This window comes from Microlunatus sp. Gsoil 973, assembly GCF_009707365.1.
In the GTDB taxonomy this organism is placed as follows: Bacteria; Actinomycetota; Actinomycetes; order Propionibacteriales; family Propionibacteriaceae; genus Microlunatus.
The window spans coordinates 82,726-102,971 of record NZ_CP046122.1; the positions used below are offsets into that span (position 1 = coordinate 82,726).

General features: G+C 67.3%; 23 protein-coding genes, 1 tRNA gene and 3 pseudogenes. 16 read left to right on the forward strand and 11 right to left on the reverse strand.

The window, feature by feature from the left end:
- The first annotated feature begins 3 nt into the window (after positions 1 to 3).
- The 5 genes and pseudogenes from rph to aqpZ all read left to right on the forward strand — a co-directional run bounded on the left by rph (position 4) and on the right by aqpZ (position 3,593).
- Positions 4 to 744, forward strand: coding sequence for a ribonuclease PH (rph, locus tag GJV80_RS00400; protein ID WP_154686230.1), 741 nt, complete (start codon positions 4 to 6; stop codon positions 742 to 744).
- Positions 744 to 1,400 carry a non-canonical purine NTP pyrophosphatase gene (locus GJV80_RS00405; protein WP_154686231.1) on the forward strand — a complete coding sequence of 219 codons (657 nt, stop codon included), beginning with the start codon at positions 744 to 746 and terminating at the stop codon, positions 1,398 to 1,400. The genes rph and GJV80_RS00405 overlap by 1 nt, the downstream gene beginning before the upstream one ends.
- Positions 1,397 to 2,208: pseudogene (locus GJV80_RS00410) on the forward strand (thymidylate synthase). The gene GJV80_RS00405 and the pseudogene GJV80_RS00410 overlap by 4 nt, the downstream one beginning before the upstream one ends.
- 22 nt (positions 2,209 to 2,230) lie before the next feature.
- A complete protein-coding gene (locus tag GJV80_RS00415; RefSeq protein WP_154686232.1) occupies positions 2,231 to 2,713 on the forward strand; it encodes a dihydrofolate reductase in 483 nt (160 codons plus the stop codon).
- A gap of 121 nt (positions 2,714 to 2,834) precedes the next feature.
- Positions 2,835 to 3,593: an aquaporin Z gene (gene aqpZ / locus GJV80_RS00420; RefSeq protein WP_154686233.1), complete on the forward strand. Its 759-nt coding sequence runs from the start codon at positions 2,835 to 2,837 to the stop codon at positions 3,591 to 3,593.
- A gap of 25 nt (positions 3,594 to 3,618) precedes the next feature.
- Here aqpZ and GJV80_RS00425 read toward each other — a convergent pair.
- Together GJV80_RS00425 and GJV80_RS00430 are read right to left on the reverse strand one after the other, a co-directional pair.
- Positions 3,619 to 3,699 (reverse strand) — tRNA-Leu (locus GJV80_RS00425).
- 44 nt (positions 3,700 to 3,743) lie between these two features.
- A complete protein-coding gene (locus tag GJV80_RS00430) occupies positions 3,744 to 4,223 on the reverse strand; it encodes a DUF4188 domain-containing protein (RefSeq protein WP_154686234.1) in 480 nt (159 codons plus the stop codon).
- 86 nt (positions 4,224 to 4,309) lie between these two features.
- On the opposite strand from GJV80_RS00430, the gene GJV80_RS00435 reads away from it, so the two are divergent.
- Positions 4,310 to 4,918 carry a MerR family transcriptional regulator gene (locus GJV80_RS00435; protein WP_154686235.1) on the forward strand — a complete coding sequence of 203 codons (609 nt, stop codon included), beginning with the start codon at positions 4,310 to 4,312 and terminating at the stop codon, positions 4,916 to 4,918.
- 30 nt (positions 4,919 to 4,948) lie between these two features.
- The gene (locus tag GJV80_RS00440; protein ID WP_154686236.1) at positions 4,949 to 5,218 is read left to right on the forward strand and encodes a YciI family protein; all 270 of its coding nucleotides are present in this window, start codon (positions 4,949 to 4,951) and stop codon (positions 5,216 to 5,218) included.
- On the opposite strand, the gene bcp is transcribed toward GJV80_RS00440, so the two are convergent.
- Complete coding sequence (bcp, locus tag GJV80_RS00445; RefSeq protein ID WP_154686237.1) at positions 5,219 to 5,698, reverse strand: thioredoxin-dependent thiol peroxidase; 480 nt, start codon at positions 5,696 to 5,698, stop codon at positions 5,219 to 5,221.
- A gap of 127 nt (positions 5,699 to 5,825) precedes the next feature.
- On the opposite strand from bcp, the gene GJV80_RS00450 reads away from it, so the two are divergent.
- Together GJV80_RS00450 and GJV80_RS00455 are read left to right on the forward strand one after the other, a co-directional pair.
- Entirely contained in the window at positions 5,826 to 6,152 is a 327-nt protein-coding gene (locus GJV80_RS00450) for a DUF3618 domain-containing protein (RefSeq protein ID WP_195909089.1), read from the forward strand.
- A 93-nt stretch (positions 6,153 to 6,245) separates the two neighbouring features.
- Complete coding sequence (locus tag GJV80_RS00455) at positions 6,246 to 6,542, forward strand: co-chaperone GroES (RefSeq protein WP_154686239.1); 297 nt, start codon at positions 6,246 to 6,248, stop codon at positions 6,540 to 6,542.
- 28 nt (positions 6,543 to 6,570) lie between these two features.
- Here the strand turns inward: GJV80_RS00455 and GJV80_RS00460 are convergent, their stop codons facing one another.
- Complete coding sequence (locus GJV80_RS00460; RefSeq protein ID WP_154686240.1) at positions 6,571 to 7,323, reverse strand: DedA family protein; 753 nt, start codon at positions 7,321 to 7,323, stop codon at positions 6,571 to 6,573.
- Positions 7,324 to 7,332: 9 nt separating this feature from the next.
- The gene (locus tag GJV80_RS00465; RefSeq protein WP_154686241.1) at positions 7,333 to 8,268 is read right to left on the reverse strand and encodes a phosphotransferase family protein; all 936 of its coding nucleotides are present in this window, start codon (positions 8,266 to 8,268) and stop codon (positions 7,333 to 7,335) included.
- A 52-nt stretch (positions 8,269 to 8,320) separates the two neighbouring features.
- Here GJV80_RS00465 and GJV80_RS00470 point away from each other — a divergent pair, with 52 nt between their 5' ends.
- Positions 8,321 to 8,833: a flavoprotein gene (locus tag GJV80_RS00470; protein ID WP_154686242.1), complete on the forward strand. Its 513-nt coding sequence runs from the start codon at positions 8,321 to 8,323 to the stop codon at positions 8,831 to 8,833.
- 31 nt (positions 8,834 to 8,864) lie between these two features.
- On the opposite strand, the gene GJV80_RS00475 is transcribed toward GJV80_RS00470, so the two are convergent.
- Positions 8,865 to 9,611 carry an SDR family oxidoreductase gene (locus GJV80_RS00475; RefSeq protein WP_154686243.1) on the reverse strand — a complete coding sequence of 249 codons (747 nt, stop codon included), beginning with the start codon at positions 9,609 to 9,611 and terminating at the stop codon, positions 8,865 to 8,867.
- A 158-nt stretch (positions 9,612 to 9,769) separates the two neighbouring features.
- Between GJV80_RS00475 and GJV80_RS00480 the strand changes: the two genes are divergently transcribed.
- The gene (locus tag GJV80_RS00480) at positions 9,770 to 10,456 is read left to right on the forward strand and encodes a metalloregulator ArsR/SmtB family transcription factor (RefSeq protein WP_154686244.1); all 687 of its coding nucleotides are present in this window, start codon (positions 9,770 to 9,772) and stop codon (positions 10,454 to 10,456) included.
- A gap of 9 nt (positions 10,457 to 10,465) precedes the next feature.
- Here GJV80_RS00480 and GJV80_RS00485 read toward each other — a convergent pair whose 3' ends face one another.
- Together GJV80_RS00485 and GJV80_RS00490 are read right to left on the reverse strand one after the other, a co-directional pair.
- A complete protein-coding gene (locus GJV80_RS00485) occupies positions 10,466 to 13,054 on the reverse strand; it encodes a multicopper oxidase domain-containing protein (protein ID WP_154686245.1) in 2,589 nt (862 codons plus the stop codon).
- Complete coding sequence (locus GJV80_RS00490; RefSeq protein WP_154686246.1) at positions 13,051 to 14,094, reverse strand: hypothetical protein; 1,044 nt, start codon at positions 14,092 to 14,094, stop codon at positions 13,051 to 13,053. The genes GJV80_RS00485 and GJV80_RS00490 overlap by 4 nt, the downstream gene beginning before the upstream one ends.
- Before the next feature lie 259 nt (positions 14,095 to 14,353).
- Here GJV80_RS00490 and GJV80_RS23390 point away from each other — a divergent pair.
- The 3 genes and pseudogenes from GJV80_RS23390 to GJV80_RS00500 form a co-directional block, all read left to right on the forward strand.
- Positions 14,354 to 14,713 (forward strand): annotated as a pseudogene (locus tag GJV80_RS23390) (hemerythrin domain-containing protein); the annotation flags it as partial.
- A 54-nt stretch (positions 14,714 to 14,767) separates the two neighbouring features.
- On the forward strand, positions 14,768 to 15,118 hold the full coding sequence (locus tag GJV80_RS23395) for a DUF2249 domain-containing protein (protein ID WP_230208472.1): 351 nt from the start codon (positions 14,768 to 14,770) through the stop codon (positions 15,116 to 15,118).
- 194 nt (positions 15,119 to 15,312) lie between these two features.
- Positions 15,313 to 15,459 (forward strand): hypothetical protein, encoded by a 147-nt coding sequence (locus GJV80_RS00500; protein WP_154686248.1) that lies wholly within the window; start codon positions 15,313 to 15,315, stop codon positions 15,457 to 15,459.
- 275 nt (positions 15,460 to 15,734) lie between these two features.
- On the opposite strand, the pseudogene GJV80_RS00505 reads toward GJV80_RS00500, so the two are convergent.
- Positions 15,735 to 16,394: pseudogene (locus GJV80_RS00505) on the reverse strand (DUF1524 domain-containing protein); the annotation flags it as partial.
- 151 nt (positions 16,395 to 16,545) lie between these two features.
- Positions 16,546 to 16,851, reverse strand: coding sequence for an excalibur calcium-binding domain-containing protein (locus GJV80_RS00510; RefSeq protein ID WP_230207976.1), 306 nt, complete (start codon positions 16,849 to 16,851; stop codon positions 16,546 to 16,548).
- A gap of 234 nt (positions 16,852 to 17,085) precedes the next feature.
- Here GJV80_RS00510 and GJV80_RS24455 point away from each other — a divergent pair, with 234 nt between their 5' ends.
- Positions 17,086 to 17,874, forward strand: a complete 789-nt coding sequence (locus tag GJV80_RS24455; RefSeq protein ID WP_255455601.1) for an Ltp family lipoprotein — start codon at positions 17,086 to 17,088, stop codon at positions 17,872 to 17,874.
- A 60-nt stretch (positions 17,875 to 17,934) separates the two neighbouring features.
- A complete protein-coding gene (locus tag GJV80_RS00520; protein WP_154686250.1) occupies positions 17,935 to 18,363 on the forward strand; it encodes a hypothetical protein in 429 nt (142 codons plus the stop codon).
- 29 nt (positions 18,364 to 18,392) lie between these two features.
- Here GJV80_RS00520 and GJV80_RS00525 read toward each other — a convergent pair whose 3' ends face one another.
- Positions 18,393 to 20,114, reverse strand: a complete 1,722-nt coding sequence (locus tag GJV80_RS00525; protein ID WP_230207978.1) for a lipase family protein — start codon at positions 20,112 to 20,114, stop codon at positions 18,393 to 18,395.
- Positions 20,115 to 20,246: the final 132 nt, after the last annotated feature.

Below are 20,246 nucleotides of genomic sequence, written 5' to 3' on the forward strand. Positions count from 1 at the left end.
GGCATGACCCAGACTCCCGGATCCGGACCACGCGCGGACGGCCGCGCCTACGACCAACTGCGCAAGGTGCGTTTCACTCGCGGTTGGCTGGATGCTGCCGAGGGTTCGGTGCTGGTCGAGTTCGGCAAGACCCGGGTGCTGGTCGCGGCCAGCGTGACCGAAGGCGTGCCGCGCTGGCGCAAGGGCTCCGGGCTGGGCTGGGTGACCAGCGAGTACGCGATGTTGCCGCGGGCGACCAACACGCGCAGCGACCGGGAGTCGATCAAGGGCCGGGTCGGCGGCCGGACCCACGAGATCAGCCGCCTGATCGGGCGCAGTCTGCGCGCGGTGATCGACTACAAGGCGCTGGGGGAGAACACGATCGTCCTGGACTGTGACGTGTTGCAGGCCGACGGCGGCACCCGGACCGCCTCGATCACCGGCGCCTACGTCGCACTCAGCGACGCGGTCAGCTGGCTGCGGAACCGTGGCGCGTTGGCCGGTGAGCCGCTGACCGGATCGGTGTCGGCGATCTCGGTCGGCGTTGTCGGCGGTGTGCCGATGCTCGACCTGGCCTACACCGAAGATTCGGTGGCCGACACCGACATGAACGTCGTGATGAGCGGCAGCGGCGACTTCATCGAGGTGCAGGGCACGGCCGAGGGTGCGCCCTTCGACCGGGACACGCTGAACCAGCTGCTCGACCTGGCTGCCGGTGGGTGCACGACCCTGGCAGAGCTGCAGCGGGCGGCGCTGGCCGGCTGATGCCGTACGAGATCCTGCTGGCGACCAACAACGCCAAGAAACTGACCGAACTGCGGCGTATCGTCGCCGAGAATCCGGCCGCCCGGGAGCTCGGCATCACCGTACGCAGCCTGGCCGACTTCCCGGCCTACGCCGAGCCCGCCGAGACCCAGACCACCTTCGAGGGCAACGCCCTGATCAAGGCCCGGGCCGGTGTCGCGGCGACCGGGTTGGCGACGATGGCCGACGACTCCGGGCTGGCGGTTGACATACTGAACGGGATGCCCGGAGTCCGCTCGGCGCGCTGGTCGGGTCCGAACGCCACCGACGAGTCCAACAACGCGTTGCTGCTCAAGCAACTGCACGACGTGCCGGACGACGCCCGGACGGCGCAGTTCGTCAGCGCCGTCGCCCTGGTGTTGCCGGACGGCCGCGAGTTCGTCCGACACGGCGTGATGCCGGGTCGGCTGCTCACCGAGCTGCGAGGAGATAATGGCTTCGGCTACGACCCGATGTTCGTCGCCGACGCGACCCTGGCGCGCGGGGAGCAACTCAGCAACGGCGAGTTGGGTGCGGAGCAGAAGGACGCGATCAGTCATCGCGGAATCGCGGTGCGGGCGGTGGTCGACGTACTGGTGAAGAGCATCGGGCGGCGCGAGGAAGGCAACGAGGAATGAAGACCTATCTGGACCTGCTGGACCACGTGCTGACCACCGGCACCCGCAAGGGCGACCGAACCGGCACCGGCACGCTGAGCGTCTTCGGTTACCAGATGCGCTTCAACCTCAACGACGGCTTCCCGCTGCTCACCACCAAGAAGATCCACACCCGGTCGGTCTTCGGCGAACTGCTCTGGTTCCTGCGCGGCGAGACCAACATCAAGTGGCTGCAGGAGAACGGCATCACCATCTGGGACGAATGGGCAGATGAGGGGGGTGAGCTCGGCCCGGTCTACGGCTACCAGTGGCGCAGCTGGCCCGATCCGATCGCCGCGGAGAACGGCGAGCCGGAATCCCATGATCAGATCACCAAGGTGATCGACTCCATCCGCCGCAACCCGGATTCCCGCCGGCACATCGTCAGCGCCTGGAACGTCGCCGAGATCGACCACATGGCCCTGCCGCCCTGCCACACGCTGTTCCAGTTCTACGTCGCCGACGGCGGCTCTCCTGCCAGCTCTACCAACGGTCGGCCGACATCTTCCTCGGCGTGCCCTTCAACATCGCCTCCTACGCGCTGCTCACCCACCTGATCGCCCAGGTGACCGGGCTCGGCGTCGGCGACTTCGTCCACACCCTCGGCGACGCCCACCTCTACCTCAACCACATCGACCAGGCCAAGAAGCAACTCACCCGGACGCCGCGGCCGCTGCCAAAGTTGATCTTGAACCCGTCGGTCACGGCCATCGACGACTTCACCCTGGACGACATCGGCGTCGAGGGCTACGACCCGTATCCGGGCATCAAGGCACCGATCGCGGTCTGACGTCGAGGAGACACCACCATCGATGCCTGAGATCGTCGCGATCGCCGCGGTCGCCCGAAACGGGGTGATCGGCGCCGGGGGAGCGATCCCGTGGCACGTTCCCGGAGACCTACCGCGCTTCAAACGGCTCACCAAGGGTCACGTGTTGATCATGGGCCGGAAGACCTACGAATCCATCGGACGCCCACTGCCCGGCCGGAGCACGATCGTGATCACTCGCAATCCCGCCTGGGGTGCGGATGGTGTCGAGGTCGTCGGGTCGGTGGACCGCGCGATCACCCGGGCCCAACAGATCGACCCCGACGGGCCGGTCTTCATCGCCGGCGGCGGCGACATCTATCGCGCCGCTCTGGTTCGGACCGACCGACTCGAGATCACCGAGGTCGACCTGGCGCCGCGCGGTGACGCCACCTTCCCGGCAATCGACGCCGATCAGTGGGTGCAGACCGGCCGCGACGACGACCACGACGGCTTCGCCTGGGTGAGCTACACCCGTCGGGTGTGAAGAACTGTTGCCGGACGGCAACCGGGACGCGCCGCCAAGGTCAGGAACCTGGCAACAACCTGCCTTTAGGGTGATCGTCGAACGCCCAAACACGGGGCGCAGACAACGTAAGGAGCTGGTCATGGATTCATCCACTCCTGCTGCCCGGATCGGTGCGGAGTTCCTGGGTACGTTCTGGCTGGTGTTCGGCGGCTGCGGCGCCGCGATCCTGGCCGGCGTCGTACTGAGTCCGGACAAGGTGCCGGTGGGCATCGGTTACCTCGGGGTGGCCCTGGCGTTCGGCCTCACCGTCCTGACCATGGCGTTCGCCGTCGGTCACGTGTCCGGCGGGCACTTCAACCCCGCCGTCACGGTCGGCCTCGCGGTCGCCAAGCGGATCGAGTGGAGATGGGTGCCCAGCTACATCATCACCCAGATCGTCGCCGCCAGTGCCGCAGGCGCAGTGCTCTGGGTCATCGCCAACGGCAAGGACGGCTTCAGCGCGGTGGACAGCGGCTTCGCCAGCAACGGCTACGGCGACCGGTCGCCGGGCGGCTACTCCCTACTGGCCTGTGCGATCGTCGAGATCGTCCTCACCGCGTTCTTCCTCTACGTCATCCTCGGCGCAACCGACGACCGCGCGCCGAAGGGTTTCGCGCCGATCGCCATCGGCCTGTCCCTGACGCTGATCCACCTGGTCGGCATCCCGGTCACCAACACCTCGGTCAACCCGGCACGTTCACTCGGCGTCGCCTGGTTCGCCGGCGGGCCGGCACTGGCCCAGGTGTGGTTGTTCATCGTCGCGCCCGTCGTCGGTGCGGCGATCGCCGGCTTCAGCTACGCCGCGATCACCGGGGCGGACAAGCTCGAGGTCGACGAGGGCGTCGCGAACAATCCGTGACCCCGCGGCTACACGTCGTTCACGGTGCCGGAGGCGGGACTTGAACCCGCACGCCTGAGGCACAGCATCCTAAGTGCTGCGTGTCTGCCAATTCCACCACTCCGGCCGGCCCGGACATTCTAGGGTCTTGGCCGGCCGGAGCCTCGGCGGTCAGTCGGTGCTGATCCTCTGCCGGGCCGAATTCGACCGTCCGGTGACCGGTCGCAGCGCGGTCGCCCTGGCCAGTCCCTGCAACGGCGTGCTGACGTAGATGGACTCGGCCCGGCTGACCTCGAAGGTCTCGTGCCAGACCCCGACGGCGCCGGCCGCCTTCCGACTCCTCCGGTTGTACGCCGCCCAGGCCGGACGATGCCCCGGGGCGCCGGCATAGGCGTACAGCTTGTCCAGACTGCTCCAGTACTGCACCAGCCAGGGCCCGCGCGGATGGAAGACGAACCGGTAACCGAGCAGCCCGGATTCCTTGTCCTCCGACAACTCCCGGATCATCTTCGGCATTGCGGCGAAGACCGGCAGCCAGCGGTCGGGCCGCCACCACGCGTTGACGGTCATGCCGATCAGAAAGACCACCAGGTCGCCGTCCTTGCCGATCTCGTACTGATGGGTCATCCGTCCCGTGTTGATCGCAGCCATGACGATCCCTCCCTGCATAATAGATACTACTACTCTCCAATATTGGAGAGTAGCACTGTCTAATATTGCGGATCAAGGAGTGAGGCGTGCGTATCTCGGAGCTGTCCCGGGCGAGCGGTGTGCCGACCGCGACGATCAAGTTCTATCTGCGCGAGGGGCTGCTGCACTCCGGCCAACTGACCTCGGCCACCCAGGCGCAGTACGACCAGAGCCACATCACGCGGCTCCGGCTGATCAGGGCGCTGGTCGGTCCGGCTCGGCTGTCGTTGGCGACAGCGAAGGCGGTTCTCGACGCGGTGGACCGGCCACCCGAATCACCGCTGGAACTGCTGGGTCGGGCGTCGGTCGCGCTGGCCGGGCGGAGTGGGGTTCCCGAGGATGCAGCGGCGCGGGAGTTGGTCGATCAACTCGGTTGGCAGATCGAATCCGGAACGCCGGCACTCGCCGATCTGGCTGCCGCGCTGCAGGCGATCGACGAGGCGCAGCTGCAGCTGATCGACGGCGGCGTCCGGCGATACGCCGAACTGATCCATCAGGTGGCGGTCGACGAGCTCAGCACCGTGCCGACCGATACGCCGGAGTCCGCGGTCCGACAGGCCGTTCTCGGCACGGTGTTGATCGAACCGCTACTGACCGCACTGCGCAGGTTGGCCCTGCAGGATGCCGCAGGGCGCCGCTTCGGGCCCGGCCGATGATCGCTGGGGGCCACTCGTAGGATCACCGCCATGATCGTCGTCGAACTCAGCTACACCACGCCCAGCCCGGAGCGGGACCGGCTGCGCCCTGCCCATCGCGAACGGCTGAACACGCTGCGCGAACAGGGCAAGATCCTCGCCTCGGGGCCGTGGCCGGACGACACCGGTGCCCTGGTGATCTTCACCACCGGGGTGGACGAGGCAAGGCAATTGATCGCCGAGGATCCGTACTTCCGGGCTGACGGGGTAGAGGTGGTGTCGGCGCGGGAGTGGAACATGGCCGTCGGGCCACGAGACTGATCAGACCGAGAGTTCCTTGCGCAGCTTGGCGACGTGGCCCTTGGCACGGACGTTGTACTGGGCGACCGAGATGGTGCCTTTACCGGACTCGTCGACGTCGACGACGAACGTCGAGCGCAACACACCCTCGATGAGCTTGCCGTAGAGCAGCTTCTCCCCGTACGCCCCCCAGGCGGACAGGGTGGACCTGTCGGAGTCGGACAGCAGCGGAAAGCTGATGTGCTCCTTGTCCCGGAACTTCGCCAGCTTCTTGGGCTCGTCGGGCGAGATGCCGATGACACTGAGCCCAGCCGAACTGAGCTCGTCCATTGCAGCGGTGAAGTCGACGGCCTGGGTCGTACAGCCGGGGGTCATCGCCGCCGGATAGAAGTAGACGATGACCCGCTTGCCGGCGTAATCGGCCAGCGACACGGTGTTCCCGTCGGCGTCGGGCAGGCTGAAGGGCGGGGCTGCGTCCCCGTGGCTGAGGCGGTCGCTCATGACGGAAACCATATCCGTGTACCCGGACACCTCGCGTCGCAGGATCGGGGTGGGGTACTCCGGGTGCAATAGGCTGACCGACGCAGCCACTTCGACAGATCGCACGCCGACATCAGGAGAGGTCATCGTGACGGAGCCGACACCCAGCCGGGCCGCATCGAGCGGACCACGTACTCGCGCCCAGATCGAGGCCGACCTGGCAGCCAGCCGCGAGCGGCTCGCCTCATCCATCGAACGGCTGATCGACCAGGTGCACCCGCAGCGGGTCAAGGAGCGACAGATCGAGTCCGCCAAATCCCTGGCCCGGGCCGAGCTGGACAACGTGCGGTCCCAGTTCTTCGCCTCCAACGGCGAGCTTCGGACCGCCCGGTTGGCGGCCATCGGTGGTGCAGTGGCAGGCTTTGTCACGTTTGTGCTTGTAGTCCGGAGGATCGTCCGGTCGACCGGCAAGTAGAACCACCCTTGGGAGGAAGAGCTGTCTGCGTCCGCATCGCCAGGATCCGGGAACGCCGCACCCCTGGATACCGGCTCCGAACTGCCGATCCGGATGTTGCACGACCGGGTACTGGTTGCCCGGGAGAGCGAACCCGGCGAACGTCGTAGCGGCAGCGGGATCCTGATCCCGGCGACCGTCTCGATGAGCCGTCGGCTGGCCTGGGCGGAGGTGGTGGCCACCGGCGCCAGTGTTCGCGTGGTCAAGGTCGGAGACCGCGTGCTGTTCGATCCCGAGGAGAAGGCCGAGGTCGAGGTACGCGGCAGGGACTACATCCTGCTGCGCGAGCGCGACCTGCACGCCGTTGCCGCGGAACGCCTCAACGACGGCTCCACCGGGCTCTACCTCTGACCTGATCCGGGCACCGCCCCGGCGGCTGTCAACCGGAGTGGTGGGGGGACCGCGGACGATCCGTGCGCATCTCCGGACCGCGATGCAGCGGCACCGACGGGAGCTCACCGACCTTCACCTCGACCGGCTGGTCGGAGCGGTTGAGGTAGCTGAGATCGGTGATCAGATCACGCCGTTCAGCCACCAGCTGCGCCTGCCTCCGGGTCTCCTCGTCGGCGTTCCTGGTGCGGATCCACTGCACCAGCCGGATGACCTGCTGCACGATGACGCTCGTGCAGACGGCGAAGGCGATCGCGATCACGATGCCCCAGAGCGGATGGCTGGCGACCTTGCCGCCGATGCTGCCGATGGTTGAGTAGATCAACGCCCACAGTCCGCAGGCGACGACGTCGTAGAGAACGAAGCGGCGGATCCGGTAGCGGCTCAGTCCGAGGGCGATGATCACAGGGGCACGGCCACCCGGAATCAGACGACCGGTGATGATCGCGCTGAATGCGTTTTGGTGCAGCCGGTCCTGGGCCTGCCGAACGCGATCGGAATACTTGCGGCGGTGCAGCCAGCGGGTCAGCCGTCGGGCGCCGAGCCGGGCCTGGAGCAGCAGCAGAGTGTCACCGATCACCGACGCCGCCCAGGTGACCAGAAAGATCACGAAGACGTCCAACCGGGAGTGTGCGGCGAGCGCGGAACTGCCGCTGACCATTTCGCCGGTGGGCACGAAGGGGATCGCCGACCCGATGGCCACAGCCAGAAACAGCAGGATGTGCCCTCGAATCTGATCCACGGCGTGATTTTACGTGTCGGGCGCGCCAGACCCGACCTGGATTAACGCGGCGTCGACGAACTCTTGGTATTGCCTCAGAAAGGTCTCCATGCCCGCCGGGTCGAGTCCCCATTCGTCAAGTCGTCCGACCGGGCGGGTGGCGGCGACGAGGTCCCAGTAGGGCTGGTCGCCGAAGTCGACCGTTGGGAAGGCGGCCCGATAGCGGTCGGTGAAGTCCCGGGACGCCTCGTAGCCGTATGCCCACAACAGCTCCAACCGGATGTTCGCGAGGTCGGACCGCTGATCACCCCAGGCCGCATCCTCCCAGTCGATCACCGCGACCAGCCGACCCTCGGACCACATGGTGTTGCCCGGCCAGTAGTCGCCGTGCAGGATCCGGCCCGGCAGTTCGGTCCGCTGCGGCCACCACCGGTTCAGTTCGGCACGGATCCGGCTCTCGCGCATCGACTCGTCGGGCCGGCCCGGCGTCCTCGCCAGCCAGCGGTCGACCCGGGCCGCGTACGGCCGCAACCAGTCACGGACCGGTGTCGCGTCCAGGCGGTGCAGCCGGACGAGGACGTTCACCAGTTGCTCGGCCAGCGCATCCGACCAGGTCGCGGCCGGACCCTGGCCTGCGACGTAGCTGATCACCGCGTACGGGCGGTCGAGCAGTCGGCGAGTGTCATCGGCCAGCCGCGGTTCGGGTACCGGGATGCCGGCCGTCCGCAGCAGAGCGAGCAACCGGGTCTCGGTTGCGGCCGGCCGGGAATCTGCGGTGACGTTCTTGGGGCCGTACTGACGGACCACGACCGTTTGTTGCGGTGCGTCCGGCCGGACCAGATCCAGCACAGTGATCTGGGCGGACATGCCGCCGGTCAACCGGCGGACGCCGCCCACTCGGGCACGCGGATCAAGCTGCCGCGCGACCGGGGCGAACTGTGCCGCGAGCTGGTGCTGGGAATCCACCGGGCCATCTAATCAAGATTTCGCCGCGAGCCGTACGCAATAGGCTGCGTGCGTGCGGAACCTGGGAATCGTCGTCACCGGCGCACCTCTGGCAGCGCGGACAGCGGATCTGATCACCACAGCGACGGCCGCCGGCTGGCAGACCTCGCTGGCGATCACCGAATCAGCCCGCCCGTGGCTGGCCGGCGTCGACCTCAGCGACACCGGATTCCGGGAACCCGGTGCACCGAAGCGGCCGAGACCGGACGCTCTGTGTGTGTTGCCGCTGACCTTCAACACCGGCAGCAAATGGGCGCTCGGCATCGCCGACAACCGAGCGCTCAGTCTGCTCTGCGAGACACTCGGCGCGGGCAAACCGATCGTCGCAGTACCGCTGGTCAACCAGGATCTGTGGGGCCATCCTGCGTGGCCGCGGCATCTGGACACATTGGCCTCGGCCGGTGCGGTGATGATCGATCCGGCAACCGGAGACCCGGTGGCGCGGCCACAGGTCTCCGACGACGTGGATGATCTCGTCCGTCACTTCGACCCGGATTGGCTGCTCGCCGGACTCGGTCGACGCTGATCACCGGCCCCGAACCCGGTCCTGATCGCTGTCAACCAAACGTACGGCCACCGTTGACCGACAACTGCTGGCCGGTCACGAAGCGACCGGCATCCGAGGCGAGGTAGGCGACCGCACCGGCGACGTCGTCGGCGGTGCCCATGTGCCCCAGCGGGACGTCCCGGAGATAGCCGGCGAAGTCCTCCTCCGCGGTGCCCTCATGACGTTCGACCGGGATCCATCCCGGTGCGACCAGATTGACGGTGATCCCGTACGGACCGAGCTCGCGTGCCCACGAACGGGTCAGCCCGAGCTGGGCACCCTTGGCCGAGACGTACGCGCTGGAGTTGGCGTTGCCGATGGTGAACACCTCGGACCCGATCTGGATGATCCGTCCCCAGCCGCGGCTCTTCATCGTCGGCAGGAACGCGCGGGTGAGCAGCAACGGGCTCTTCACGAAGAACTCAAGCTGCTGCAGCATGTCCGACCATTCCAGGTCCTCGATCGGGATCGCGGGTTGCGGCCCGGTCGCGTTGAGCACCAGGACGTCGACCGGACCGAGGGTCTCGGTGATCGCTGCGCCGAGCTCGGTAACCGCGGATTCGTCGGTGACGTCGGCGGCGAAGACCTCCGCCCTCCCGCCGGCCGCGACGATGCGGTCCCTGACCGCACAGGCCGCATCGTGGCTGCTGGCATAGTTGATCGCGACCCGGAACCCCTGCGCGGCAAGGGTTTCTGCCATCGCTCGGCCGAGACCACGGGACGCACCCGTGATCAACGCGACATGATCATCAGACATGGCTGCTCCAGTGCCGTTCGGTGTGCCGACGGCGTAGACCGTCGGGCACGAACTGTATCGACCCGGCCAGGAATGTCCACGCCTGTCCCGGCGGCCGACCACCCCTTTTTTCTACCCGGGTGCTTGGTTTCTAACAGAATCGGTGTGAAAATTTGAGGGTGGCCAGTCAGGATCGCACAGCTACCGACACCGAGCCCCCGATTCTCACCGAGAGCCGTGCCAAGGTGCTCGCCGCGCTGCGGGCATCGGAGGCGCCGCTGGGCGTCGGCGAGATCGCTGAACGCCTCACGCTGCACCCGAACACGGCCCGGTTCCATCTCGACGCGTTGGTTGATTCGGGACTCGCGGTCCGCTCGCTCGAGCGGCGCGATACGCCCGGCCGGCCCCGGACGCTCTACACCGACGCACCCGGCAGTGACCGGGTCGGCCGACGCAGCTACCAGTTGCTCGCTCAGATCCTGACCAGTTACGTCGCCGGGCGGGTCGACCAGCCTGCCGCGGCTGCCGAGGAGGCGGGTGAGACCTGGGGCCGGTATCTTGCCGGCCGGCCGGCGCCGTTCGAGAGGATCGGCGCCGAAGCGGCGACCCGTCGCCTCGTCGAACTGCTGGACGAGATCGGCTTTGCCCCGGAGGTCGTCGACACCGACGAAGACAAACAGGTCCTGCTGCATCACTGTCCGTTCCGCGAGCTCGCCGAGCAGCACCGGACGGTCGTCTGTTCGATCCATTCCGGCCTGATCCGTGGCGTGCTCGACGAGCTGCGCGCTCCGCTCGACGCCGGGCGGCTCGAGCCGTTCGTCACGCCGTCGCTATGTGTCGCCCACGTCCTGCCCCGTAAGGACTGATCACAGCGGCTACCGGGTCACCGAGACGATGCCGTGCGCTCCGCGCTCGGCATCGACCATCACGTGGGTGATGAACGGATAGCGACCCGGCTCGGGAAAGGTCAACTCCACGAAGCCGCCCTGGGCAGGCGCCAGTGCGAGGCTCTGGCTGCCGCCGGGAGAGGACCGTCGGAGCAGGTAGGCACCCTCGGAGTAGACCGTGTCGAACCGGGCGCCGACGACATGGAAGGACAGCGAGCGGTTGGGTCCGGCATCGAGCACCCAGATGCGGATCCGTTCACCCGGCTTCGCGGTCAGCGGCCGGTGATCGTACTGGTTGACGTAGCCGTTGAACACCACGGCATCAGGCCTGTCGGCCCGCAGCTTGGCGACGTCGACCGGCCCGCCCTGTGCACCGAGGTAGAGCTCGGATTGCAGCAGCACATAACTGCGCTCGACCTCGGGCAGGCCCGGCGGATCGATCACGACGGCGCCGAACATACCGTTGGCGATGTGCGCCGACATCGGCATCGATGCGCAGTGATACATCCAGATGCCTGCCCGGTCGGCGCGGAAGCGGTAGACCAGCGATTCGCCCGGCGCGATCGTACGCATCGGGCGGTCGGGCGCGACCGACCCGGCGTGGAAGTCGACCGAATGCCCCATCGAGCCGTGATTGACCAAGGTGATCACGAAGACATCCCCGAGCCGGCCGTGCAGGATCGGGCCCGGCATCGAACCGTTGAACGTCCACAGGCGTTGGGTGACCCCGGGAGCCACCTCGCGGTTCACCTCCTCGACCGTCAACGTCACCCGATGCACCCTGGCCTCGGACAGCGGCGGAAGGACGGCGTCGTGTGCGGTGAATCCCTGCCGCGGTGGCTTCTGGAAGTCCAGTGCTGCGGCCGCACCGGCCGTGCTGCTGTGATCACCGGGGGAGTGATCGCCCGGGACCGGCTGCTGAGGGGTGTGCGCGGAACGGCCTGTCACGACGATGTGGAGGACCATGCCCATCTGCCGGTGACCAACGACAGAACACCACCCCTCGAGGTCGCGTCCGACCACCGGAACCACGACGCGGCCGGACCGGCCAGGCTGCAGTCGGCCGGTGTCGGCACCCGTCTCCAGGACCAGGTCGTGGACGGTGCCGCTGTCGGTGTTCGTCACCACGATGATCAGCCGGTCGCCGCGCCGTACCGTGATCGTCGCCGGGCTGAATCGCATGTCCTTGGCCTCGACCCGCGCCGTGGTCGTCTGCCCGGTGCTCACCACCCCGGCCGACACGTTGTGGTTCGTCCGGCTCGCCGCCGGATCCAGGGCCACGCCGACGGTGACCGACAACACGACCGCGGCCAGCCCGACCGCCGCGAACCCGGCAAGCTGCCGACCGGGGCGACGGATCTCGGGAGCCGGTCGATCCGCGTGAGCAGCGCGGATCGCCAGGAACAACAGGGGTAGGAAGGCGGCCAGACCGCCGAGGGTCAGAATCGAGGCCGCTACCCGTACCAGATCGGGCACCGGCAGCGCACACAGCAGCAGCCCGCCGTTGATCATCACGATCCGCAACGGCGCCGCACGGTCGATGGCGGCGTTGGCGGCCCGCACCGACGCCGGTCCGTGGCTCAGCGCCATCGGCACCAGGTAGGACAACGCGCCGACCAGTACCTGGGCGCCGAAGCCGGCGGCAAGGAACGGCGTCAGCCACTCGAACCGCGGCCCGACCGCCGCCCACGAGGGCACTGTGGCGACGGCGATCATCAAGGCCACCAGGCAGCCGGCCAGCCACAACAAGCCGGCCATCACCGACCAGGTCGGATACGACGCCGGTGGTTTGCGTCGCGCAGTCTCCACCAACGGAACACCGATCACTGTCAGGCCCGACAGATAACCCAGCAGTCCGGCGGCGGCCAGATATTGCACACCGGCCGACGCACCGCCGACGATGATCACCAAGGATGCGGTGAGGATCGGCAACGCCCGCCGGGCAGCCCGCTCCGCACCATCGGCGATCCTGGTGCGCAGCATCGTCGGCCACAGGGTCACCAAGGTGCCGATCACCGTCAGCCCGACCCAGCCGAGAACGTTGATCATGGCATGGGCGAACCTCAGTTGATCTTCGAGTGGATCTCCCAACCCGCGGGCGAGCGCGGTTCCCACGCCGGCACCGACGGGCAGGCAACAGGCCGCCGTGAGGTAGTAGCGCACCGTCACCGCAAAGCGTCCCGGGAGTGCCTTCCGGAATCGTTGGGCCAGTGAGATGCCGTGCCAGATCACCGCGACACCGACGCCGGTCGCACCGGCGACCGTGATCATCCAGATGCCACTGAGGACACCGATGACGACTGCGACGACACCGAGATTCAAGATCGCCAGTCGCCGGCTCTGTTCTGGCCGATCGCCCGGGCGGGGCGGGCTGTGCAGCAGTGCATCGGCGAAATGCCGGCTCCAGACCAGAATCGCGTGGCTGACCGCTCCGAGCAGCAGCAGGTGGATCATCAGCCAGCGCGGCACCGGTACGAGCGGATGGATGAGGGCGGCGATCAGCACTGCGACCAGCCAGCCGACGACCGGTAGATCCCGCAGGGCCCAGAATCCGCGTCGGGTCGCCGTGTCGGTCATCGTTGGTTCCCGGCCCGGGCCGCCGACCAGATCGCGATCATGAGGAACACCAACAGGGAAAGGATGTTCACCACACCGGCGGCCTGCCACACGGCCCGGACCCCGAGGCTGTCACCGACCCAGAGCCGCGTCAGCAGGGACGCATGCAGACCGAACGCCGCCGCCCACATGACCGGCCGGTAGGGCAGCGGGCGGCGCAGCACCGCGGGCATGATCACCGGCGCGTGAGCCATGATCATCGAGATGGTGAATCCGAGGAACACGGCATGGACGACGGCGTCGTAGCGGGCACCGGCCCAGGCCGGACCGGTGGTCAACCAGACGCTTCCGGCAACAGCGAGCCAGAGGTAGCCGGCGAGCATGCACCCGGCGATGAAACGCGGCAGACCACCGGACCGGATGGTGCGCCGGGCCACATCGTGAGCGGCCAGCCAGCAGGTCAGGCCGATCAAGCTCAGGCCGAGCAGCGGGTAACCGACCGGCGGCCACAACAGTGAGCTGACCACGCCGACGGTCAGGCCGAGCCCGAGCAGTGCCAGATTGCGGTCGGCGCCGCCACTCATGCTCAACCTGGCGAGTTCCAGGCGCTCGCCGGCGATGGTCAGGACGATGAATCCGATCAGCCAGGGCAGCAGGACCGGTACCGGCGACCCGCCGAGCCACAGCGTCAGCGCCCCGACCGCGAGGACCGCTCCGAAGGCCTGAACCAGTACGGCAACATCGCGCTGCCGTCGCCAGAGCGGGACGTAGACCGCGATCAGCGCGATCATCCCCAGCAGTTGTACCGACTTGCCGACCGGCAACGGTGCCGGGGAGAGCAGCAGGACGCTGCCGAGTCCGGTGAGGACCGGCGCACTGAAGCCGTACGGACGGCGCAGGGCGATCGCGCGCTCCAGGGCGATCACCGTGCCGACGAAGCCGATGACCAGCAACATCCCGTGTACCTGCGGCAACCGGTCTGTCGAGACCGGAGCGGGCAGGCCGAGCAGAACCAGGGCCGCGTCCAGTCCGGTCAGCAGTGCCAGGCCAGCAGGAAGCATGAGCAGGATCCGGCCCAGTGGAGCCGGTCCATGAGGCCGCGGCGAACGGCGTGCCTGTGCGACGGCTCGTTGCGGTGGAGCCTCACCTGACGAAAGATCCGAAACCAGATCGTCGGCCCGGCTATTTTTCACAATGCACATTGTAATAATGTAGGAGCGGGGTTGCCAGTCAGGTGGTCCGACGGTGTGGAACTGGGAGGTAGAAGAAGTGGATGATGTTGTGGTTGCCTCGACCGAGGCGGATGCGCGGGCTGCCGGAGTGATCGAACGGCATCACGCCCGGCTTGCTGCTGATCTTGCTGCGCTGGTCCAGGCGACGATCTCGTCGGCCGCCGACGGTGATCCGGTTCGTGGCACGGAGTCCCGGCAGCGGCTGGTCGACTGGGCCCGCCGGGAACTGGTACCGCACGCGCTGGCCGAGGAGGCGACCCTCTATCCAGCCGCGCAGCGGCGTACCGAGGCGCGACTGCTGGTCGACGGAATGCTGGACGAACACCGGTGGATCGTCGATCTGGTCGACGAGGTCGAGACCGAGCCGGGAACGGTGGCGTCGGCGGCCGCGGCGCGGGCGCTCCTGGCGATGTTCGAGGCACATCTGGTCAAGGAGAACGAGCTATTGATTCCGTTGCTGAGCAGCGCCCCCGACATATCGCTCACCGACCTGCTGGCTCGGATGGAGAGTACGGTCGCCGGGGAACCGGACCATCAGGAACTGGCCGCCGGCGCCGACCACCACTGCAGTTGTGGCGAGCTCGACGCACCGGGCCTGCCGGAGTTGGATGCGCGGACCATTCCGCACGCGATCCGCCACGCCACGATCTTCGGTGCGTTGGACGGTGTCGGAGCCGGAGGTGGGATCATCCTCGTCGCCTCACACAATCCGTTGCCGCTGTTGGCCCAGCTCGAGCAAAGGTCGCCGGGCGCCTTCACCGTGGAATACCTGGAGGAGGGGCCGGAGACCTGGCGGCTGGCCCTGGTGCGGTCGGCCACGAGTCAGCAGCGGTCGCCGTCCTTGCTCGTCTGACAGGCGGCGCTGCTCGAGCTGCCAGTCCCTGGATATCTCACAACTGCACCGGCGAAAAGCCCCGGATCGACGTTCTTGGGGATTTTGGCGTGCGTCGCCCCGTTTTGGGAGAAACTTGTCGAAACCGCGGGGGGCTGTTCGACGTCTATGTAGAGGGCGGTCATCGGGACCGCCGCATAGCAAGGAGCAGCACGATGACCAGCAATCCGACCAAGGCCGGCGGGGCCATGGTGTGCCATTGCGGTCGACCGGCAACTCACACGGTCAGCAACGGCGCCGTGACGCTGCGGACCTGCTACCTGCACGCACGTAAGGCAGCCCTCGCCCTTCGGGCGGCCTGAGGGCTCGACGCCCCAGCGCAGGTTCAGCCGTCCTCGCAGGCGATTCCGTCGTGATCGCCGTCGAGTCGATGCGGATCGGAACCGGTGACGATGATCGGCCCGGTGACGTCGGCGCAGTCCAGGTCAGGCGGATAGGGCGGAATGCACGGGCTGTAGCCGGGTGCACATTTGCCGGGACCGCCATTCGGGTCGGCCGGAGGGCGGCTCTGCTGGATCGGCGGCGTGGACGTCGGCTCGGGCCGGGGTGCGGGGTGGCCGGGGATCACTGCTGCGGTGGGCAGGCTCAGCGTCGGGCATGCGGTCAGGACGCGAACCATCGCAGCCCGTTCGGCGGCGGTGACCCACAGGCGGTATTTCTTCTTCACTGCGACCTGATGCGCGACGTAGGTGCACCGGAAGCTTTTGTTCGGCGGCAACCAGGTAGCGGTGTCCCCGTCACCCTTGCTCGCGTTGGTCGGGCCGTCAACGGCGTAGAGGTTCAGGGTGTCATTGGCGAACCGAAGCCGCTTGTGTGCCGGCCACTGTTGGGCGCCCTTCTGCCAGGCGTCGGACAGTGCCACGACGTGGTCGATCTGCACCGCCGATGAGGTGCTGGGTCCACGTCGGAAATGGATGATCCTGCCCGTGTACGGATCCTGCAGGATTCCGTCGAGGACAAGGCATCCGTCGAACTTCTTCTTGATCAGATCGCGGTTCAGCACGTCCTGCCGCTGATCGCAGCCGTTGCCGTCGGTGTCGGTCCACGGGGCGCCGAACCGGTCGCGGTCATATCCGGTCTTCGGCGCTCTGCCCTTGGTGGTCAGGGCCAGCGCCCCCGCGAGGGCGGTCCCGGGCTCGGCGCTGGGCGTCTTCGTTGGTGCCGGTATCGGCGTCGCCGTCGGATTCGGAGCGGCGGTCGAGCCGGCCGGAGCGGGAGGAACGACGAGTGCGAGCATGATCAACAGGGCGAAGACGCCACCGATGGACGCGCCGGTGACGGCAGCGGTACGTTTCCAGCCGCTCACGAGCAGTCCCGCTGTGCCACAGCGTCGTAGATCATCCAGCTATTGTTCAGGTCTCGATGGCTGAACCGTGTTGCCGGGACGGTCAGCGCTTCTCGCACGCGATCTTGTCGTTGTCGCGGTCGAGGTCGTATTCGCCGGTGCGCGGGTTGCGGGGCCCATTGTTCGCCTTGTACAGCGCGGCGGACTTCTTGAAGTTGGTCACCCGCTTGCCGCTGGTGTGGTCCTTGGCGCCGGGCATTCCGACGCCGTGGTGATACACCTTGTTGAGGGCGGCGCACGACTTGAAGTGACGCGCGGCGGCGTCTGCGGACGGAGTTTGAACAGTTGCGGTCAGCAGGCTGGCTGGGAGAGCAACAGCCGCGATCGCGGCGGCCAGGCGGATTTTCACGCCCCGAGCGTAGATGGTAAAAGCCCGCTGTGTCGGGTCTTTCGACGATCATTTAGCATCATAGGACTTTCGTCCTCCGGGAATCTTCCGTCTACACATCCCTTCGGATGACTTTGGTCCCGAGGTTTCTTAGCCCGGTCATGCACATTCCATTTTCAACCTACGCTCCGAATGTCAATTCCCTTTGGCCAGGGCGTGCTGATGGTGTGCTCTTGGCAGAACGGTGCACCGATCATGTCCAACCAGCCTCCCCAGTACGACCCGAACCGGCCATATGACAACGGGCCGCAATGGCAGTCCCAGGCACCACAGCAACCAGGTCAGCAGTGGATTCAAGGCCCGCAGCAACCGCCGACTTCACCCCCGCGAAAGCACACGGGGTGCAAGGTTCTCGGAGGGGTCCTCGGCGCGATCGTCCTGGTCGTGATCATCGCCTCGGTCGCTGCTGGAGGCGGAGGAGGCGCCACGGCCAACGTGCCGGCGGCTACGCAGACCTCGGCGAGTGGGTCCGGCAACCCATCCGGTGTCGCTTCGTCCCGGCCTTCGACGGAGCCTTCGACTGAGCCTTCGACTGAGCCTTCGACTGAGCCTTCGTCGGGCCCGGCCAAGCCAGCGCCGAAGCCTGCTCCGTCCTCACGCGCTGCCGCGCCCCAGCCGAAAGCGACCCGAGCCCCCAAGCCGAAGAGGACCCAGGCTCCGCAGCCGCACTACACCACCGCAGAGGAACAAGCGATCGAGTCCGCAGAGAGCTACTTGGAAATGGGTGGGATGTCCAAGAAGGGTCTCATCGACCAGCTGTCAAGCCCGTACGGTGAGGGCTTCGACAGGGCTGACGCCAAATTCGCGGTCAACCACATCACGGTGAATTGGAACCACCAGGCCGCGCTCTCCGCCGAGAGTTATCTCGAAATGGGCGGCATGTCCGAGTCGGCCTTGATCGATCAGTTGCACAGCCCCTATGGCGAACAGTTCACCCTGAAACAGGCCAGGTACGGCGCTCACTACGCCTACACGCATCACTGATAGGTCCGCTCCCGCGCGGCTGCGACCCCGTAGGGTGGAAGCGTCGAACATGGAGGAGCCATGCCCACTGGTCGCTTCGAACTGCACTCCCGACTGGCGCCGGACGCAGCGCTCGCCGTGCTCACCGACTTCGGTCCGGATCGACCGTCGATCTGGCCCGGCATCTCCGAGGGTCACTATGAAGTCCATGATCGCGGCGAAGACTGGGCGGAAATCACCGAAGGCAACGATCAAACGTGGGAGCGGGTCCGCTACTCCTGGGACGGCGCCGCCGGCACCGCAACCGTGAAGACGTTGGACTCCAACATTTGGGCCGACGGGTCGGGCTGGAGCTACCGATTCGATCCGGATGGCACTGGGTCCCGGGTTTCGATCACCGTCACACGGGTCGGAAAGACTGCAGTGGGCAAGATCATCGCCGCTCTGTTACCTCTTCTCGCACGCGTCGCACTCAAGAAGTCCTTCGCCGGTCCGCTCCAATCCGAGTAGCTCCTGAGTCGGTGGTGCTGGTAGTCGGATCAGCAGGTGGTCTTCGCGGGTTCTCCCTCGAAGCGGTTGGTGGTCCAGGCAAGCAGCTCAGGGATTGCCGGGGAATCTGGTTCCACGACCGAGAGGTGACCGCGCCCGACGTAGGTGCGGTAGTCGAGGTGGTAGCCGGCCTCACAGCGAGCCTTGACATATCTCGCCTGCGCGGCAGGAGTGATGAGTCCGTCTACGGCGCCCTGCATGATCAGCAGTGGCGCGCGGATCGGACCGGACGGGACGTTCTCCTTCAGTCGTTGGCCGAAGGCGCCACGGTCAGGGTCGCCAGTCCAGATGGACTTGTCCAGCGCTATCGCGGAGAGCGCTGAGACCAGGACGCTCTTCTCGGCCAGACACCGGTCGGCCATCTCGTCGGAAAGGATGCGCGCACCAGGGCGCACGACGTCGGAAGTGCGTACGTCGGGGTAGATGGCGGTGTACGCAGCGATGACGAAGCTGCCGAAGACGGCGCCGCCCGTGAAGTCTCCGAGGTTGTCGATCAGACCGGGCAGGTCGCTGGCCGGCGCCAGGGCGGCCACCCCGTCGATCTTGACGTCGGGCGCATAGGCCGGAGCGAGAATGCCGGTCCACAGGGCGGCATGGCCGCCCTGGGAGTGTCCCCAGACGACCGTGTCCTGGGCGAGGGAAACGTTCTTGAGTTGCCGTGCGGCCCGGACCGCGTCGATCACGGACCGGCCCTCGCCCTGCCCGATGAGATAGGGGTGTGGTCCCTTCGTGCCAAGGCCGACGTAGTCCGTGGCGACCAAGGTCCAGCCCTGGGCGATCACCTCCTTCTCGATCATCATCGCTCCAGCGGCGAGCCCGTTCGGCAACACTGATGGTGCGCAGCCTGGTGCGAAACCTGTGGTGCCGTGAGCCCACGCGATGATCTTGCTGGGCGGCTCGCCGGATCCAGAGCCGCCGGCGATCAGCGCGCTGGCGGGTGCAATGACCAGACCGCTTGCCACCGCCGGCCGGCCCTCATCCCGCGTCGTCGTGTAAAGGATGCGCCACGCCCGGGCACCGGCCGGGATCTCGTCACTGGTGTACGGCTCGCTGCGCACCAGCTGCCCGGGCACGGTCGGCACCGACGTCGGGGGATCGTAGAAGGCGTCCGGGGACGGAGTGCTGCGATGGAGCGCGATGCTGACGACGACGAGGATCAGCGCCAAGGCGGCACCCAGCACCGTCCCAGTCACACGCAACCAACCGCCTCGTGGTGGCTTGGCCGCCGGTCGCGGCCGCCACAACGAAACATCATCGCCCTTGACGAAGGCGGCCAGCTGCCGCACCCCGGCGATGATCATGCGTGCGCCGAACACGACCGCGACGACGAGCACAGTGACGTCCGGCCACGTCAGGGCGAGCAGCCCGAACACGATCGACGCCCCACCGCCGACCACGGCGTTGAACCGGGCCGTGCCGCCCACCCTGCGAGCGATGGCGAGGTCGGCCAGACCGCCGAGCAGCAGGACAACGGCCACCGCGAGGGCGACGACGCGAATGGTCGCGCCCGGCCAGACCAGCACAAAGACTGCGGCCAGCAGGTACGCGATGCCCTGCACGTACCGCCAGACGCCTGGGTTCGGTTCGCGGCGCAGTAACTCGCTGACACCCGCCACGATGAAAGCGACGACGAGCAGCAGGATCAGCACGGCCAGCGATGCGAACGGCCTGAAGATCAAAACGGCGCCCAGCAGAACGAGCAGGCCGCCCATGATCGGACGCAACCGCCGAGCACCAACCCGACGCGATACCGCCGGCCCAGCGAGCTGCATGAATGCAACGCTAGCGGGTCCGGTGCGACCGACATGGAGTCACGGTCAACGCGTCGACACGCGGACGATTGG

What these genes read in the sequence shown, in the direction of transcription:
- GJV80_RS00520 (WP_154686250.1), top strand. Translation starts at nt 17,935, where the DNA reads ATGCCCACTGGTCGCTTCGAACTGCACTCCCGACTGGCGCCGGACGCA.
- GJV80_RS00440 (WP_154686236.1), top strand. Translation starts at nt 4,949, where the DNA reads ATGATCGTCGTCGAACTCAGCTACACCACGCCCAGCCCGGAGCGGGAC.
- GJV80_RS24455 (WP_255455601.1), top strand. Translation starts at nt 17,086, where the DNA reads ATGTCCAACCAGCCTCCCCAGTACGACCCGAACCGGCCATATGACAAC.
- GJV80_RS00415 (WP_154686232.1), top strand. Translation starts at nt 2,231, where the DNA reads ATGCCTGAGATCGTCGCGATCGCCGCGGTCGCCCGAAACGGGGTGATC.
- GJV80_RS00475 (WP_154686243.1), bottom strand. Translation starts at nt 9,611, where the DNA reads ATGTCTGATGATCATGTCGCGTTGATCACGGGTGCGTCCCGTGGTCTC.
- GJV80_RS23395 (WP_230208472.1), top strand. Translation starts at nt 14,768, where the DNA reads ATGGAGAGTACGGTCGCCGGGGAACCGGACCATCAGGAACTGGCCGCC.
- rph (WP_154686230.1), top strand. Translation starts at nt 4, where the DNA reads ATGACCCAGACTCCCGGATCCGGACCACGCGCGGACGGCCGCGCCTAC.
- aqpZ (WP_154686233.1), top strand. Translation starts at nt 2,835, where the DNA reads ATGGATTCATCCACTCCTGCTGCCCGGATCGGTGCGGAGTTCCTGGGT.
- GJV80_RS00430 (WP_154686234.1), bottom strand. Translation starts at nt 4,223, where the DNA reads ATGGCTGCGATCAACACGGGACGGATGACCCATCAGTACGAGATCGGC.
- GJV80_RS00490 (WP_154686246.1), bottom strand. Translation starts at nt 14,094, where the DNA reads ATGCTTCCTGCTGGCCTGGCACTGCTGACCGGACTGGACGCGGCCCTG.
- GJV80_RS00485 (WP_154686245.1), bottom strand. Translation starts at nt 13,054, where the DNA reads ATGACCGACACGGCGACCCGACGCGGATTCTGGGCCCTGCGGGATCTA.
- GJV80_RS00525 (WP_230207978.1), bottom strand. Translation starts at nt 20,114, where the DNA reads ATGGGCGGCCTGCTCGTTCTGCTGGGCGCCGTTTTGATCTTCAGGCCG.
- GJV80_RS00500 (WP_154686248.1), top strand. Translation starts at nt 15,313, where the DNA reads ATGACCAGCAATCCGACCAAGGCCGGCGGGGCCATGGTGTGCCATTGC.
- GJV80_RS00405 (WP_154686231.1), top strand. Translation starts at nt 744, where the DNA reads ATGCCGTACGAGATCCTGCTGGCGACCAACAACGCCAAGAAACTGACC.
- GJV80_RS00455 (WP_154686239.1), top strand. Translation starts at nt 6,246, where the DNA reads ATGTTGCACGACCGGGTACTGGTTGCCCGGGAGAGCGAACCCGGCGAA.
- bcp (WP_154686237.1), bottom strand. Translation starts at nt 5,698, where the DNA reads ATGAGCGACCGCCTCAGCCACGGGGACGCAGCCCCGCCCTTCAGCCTG.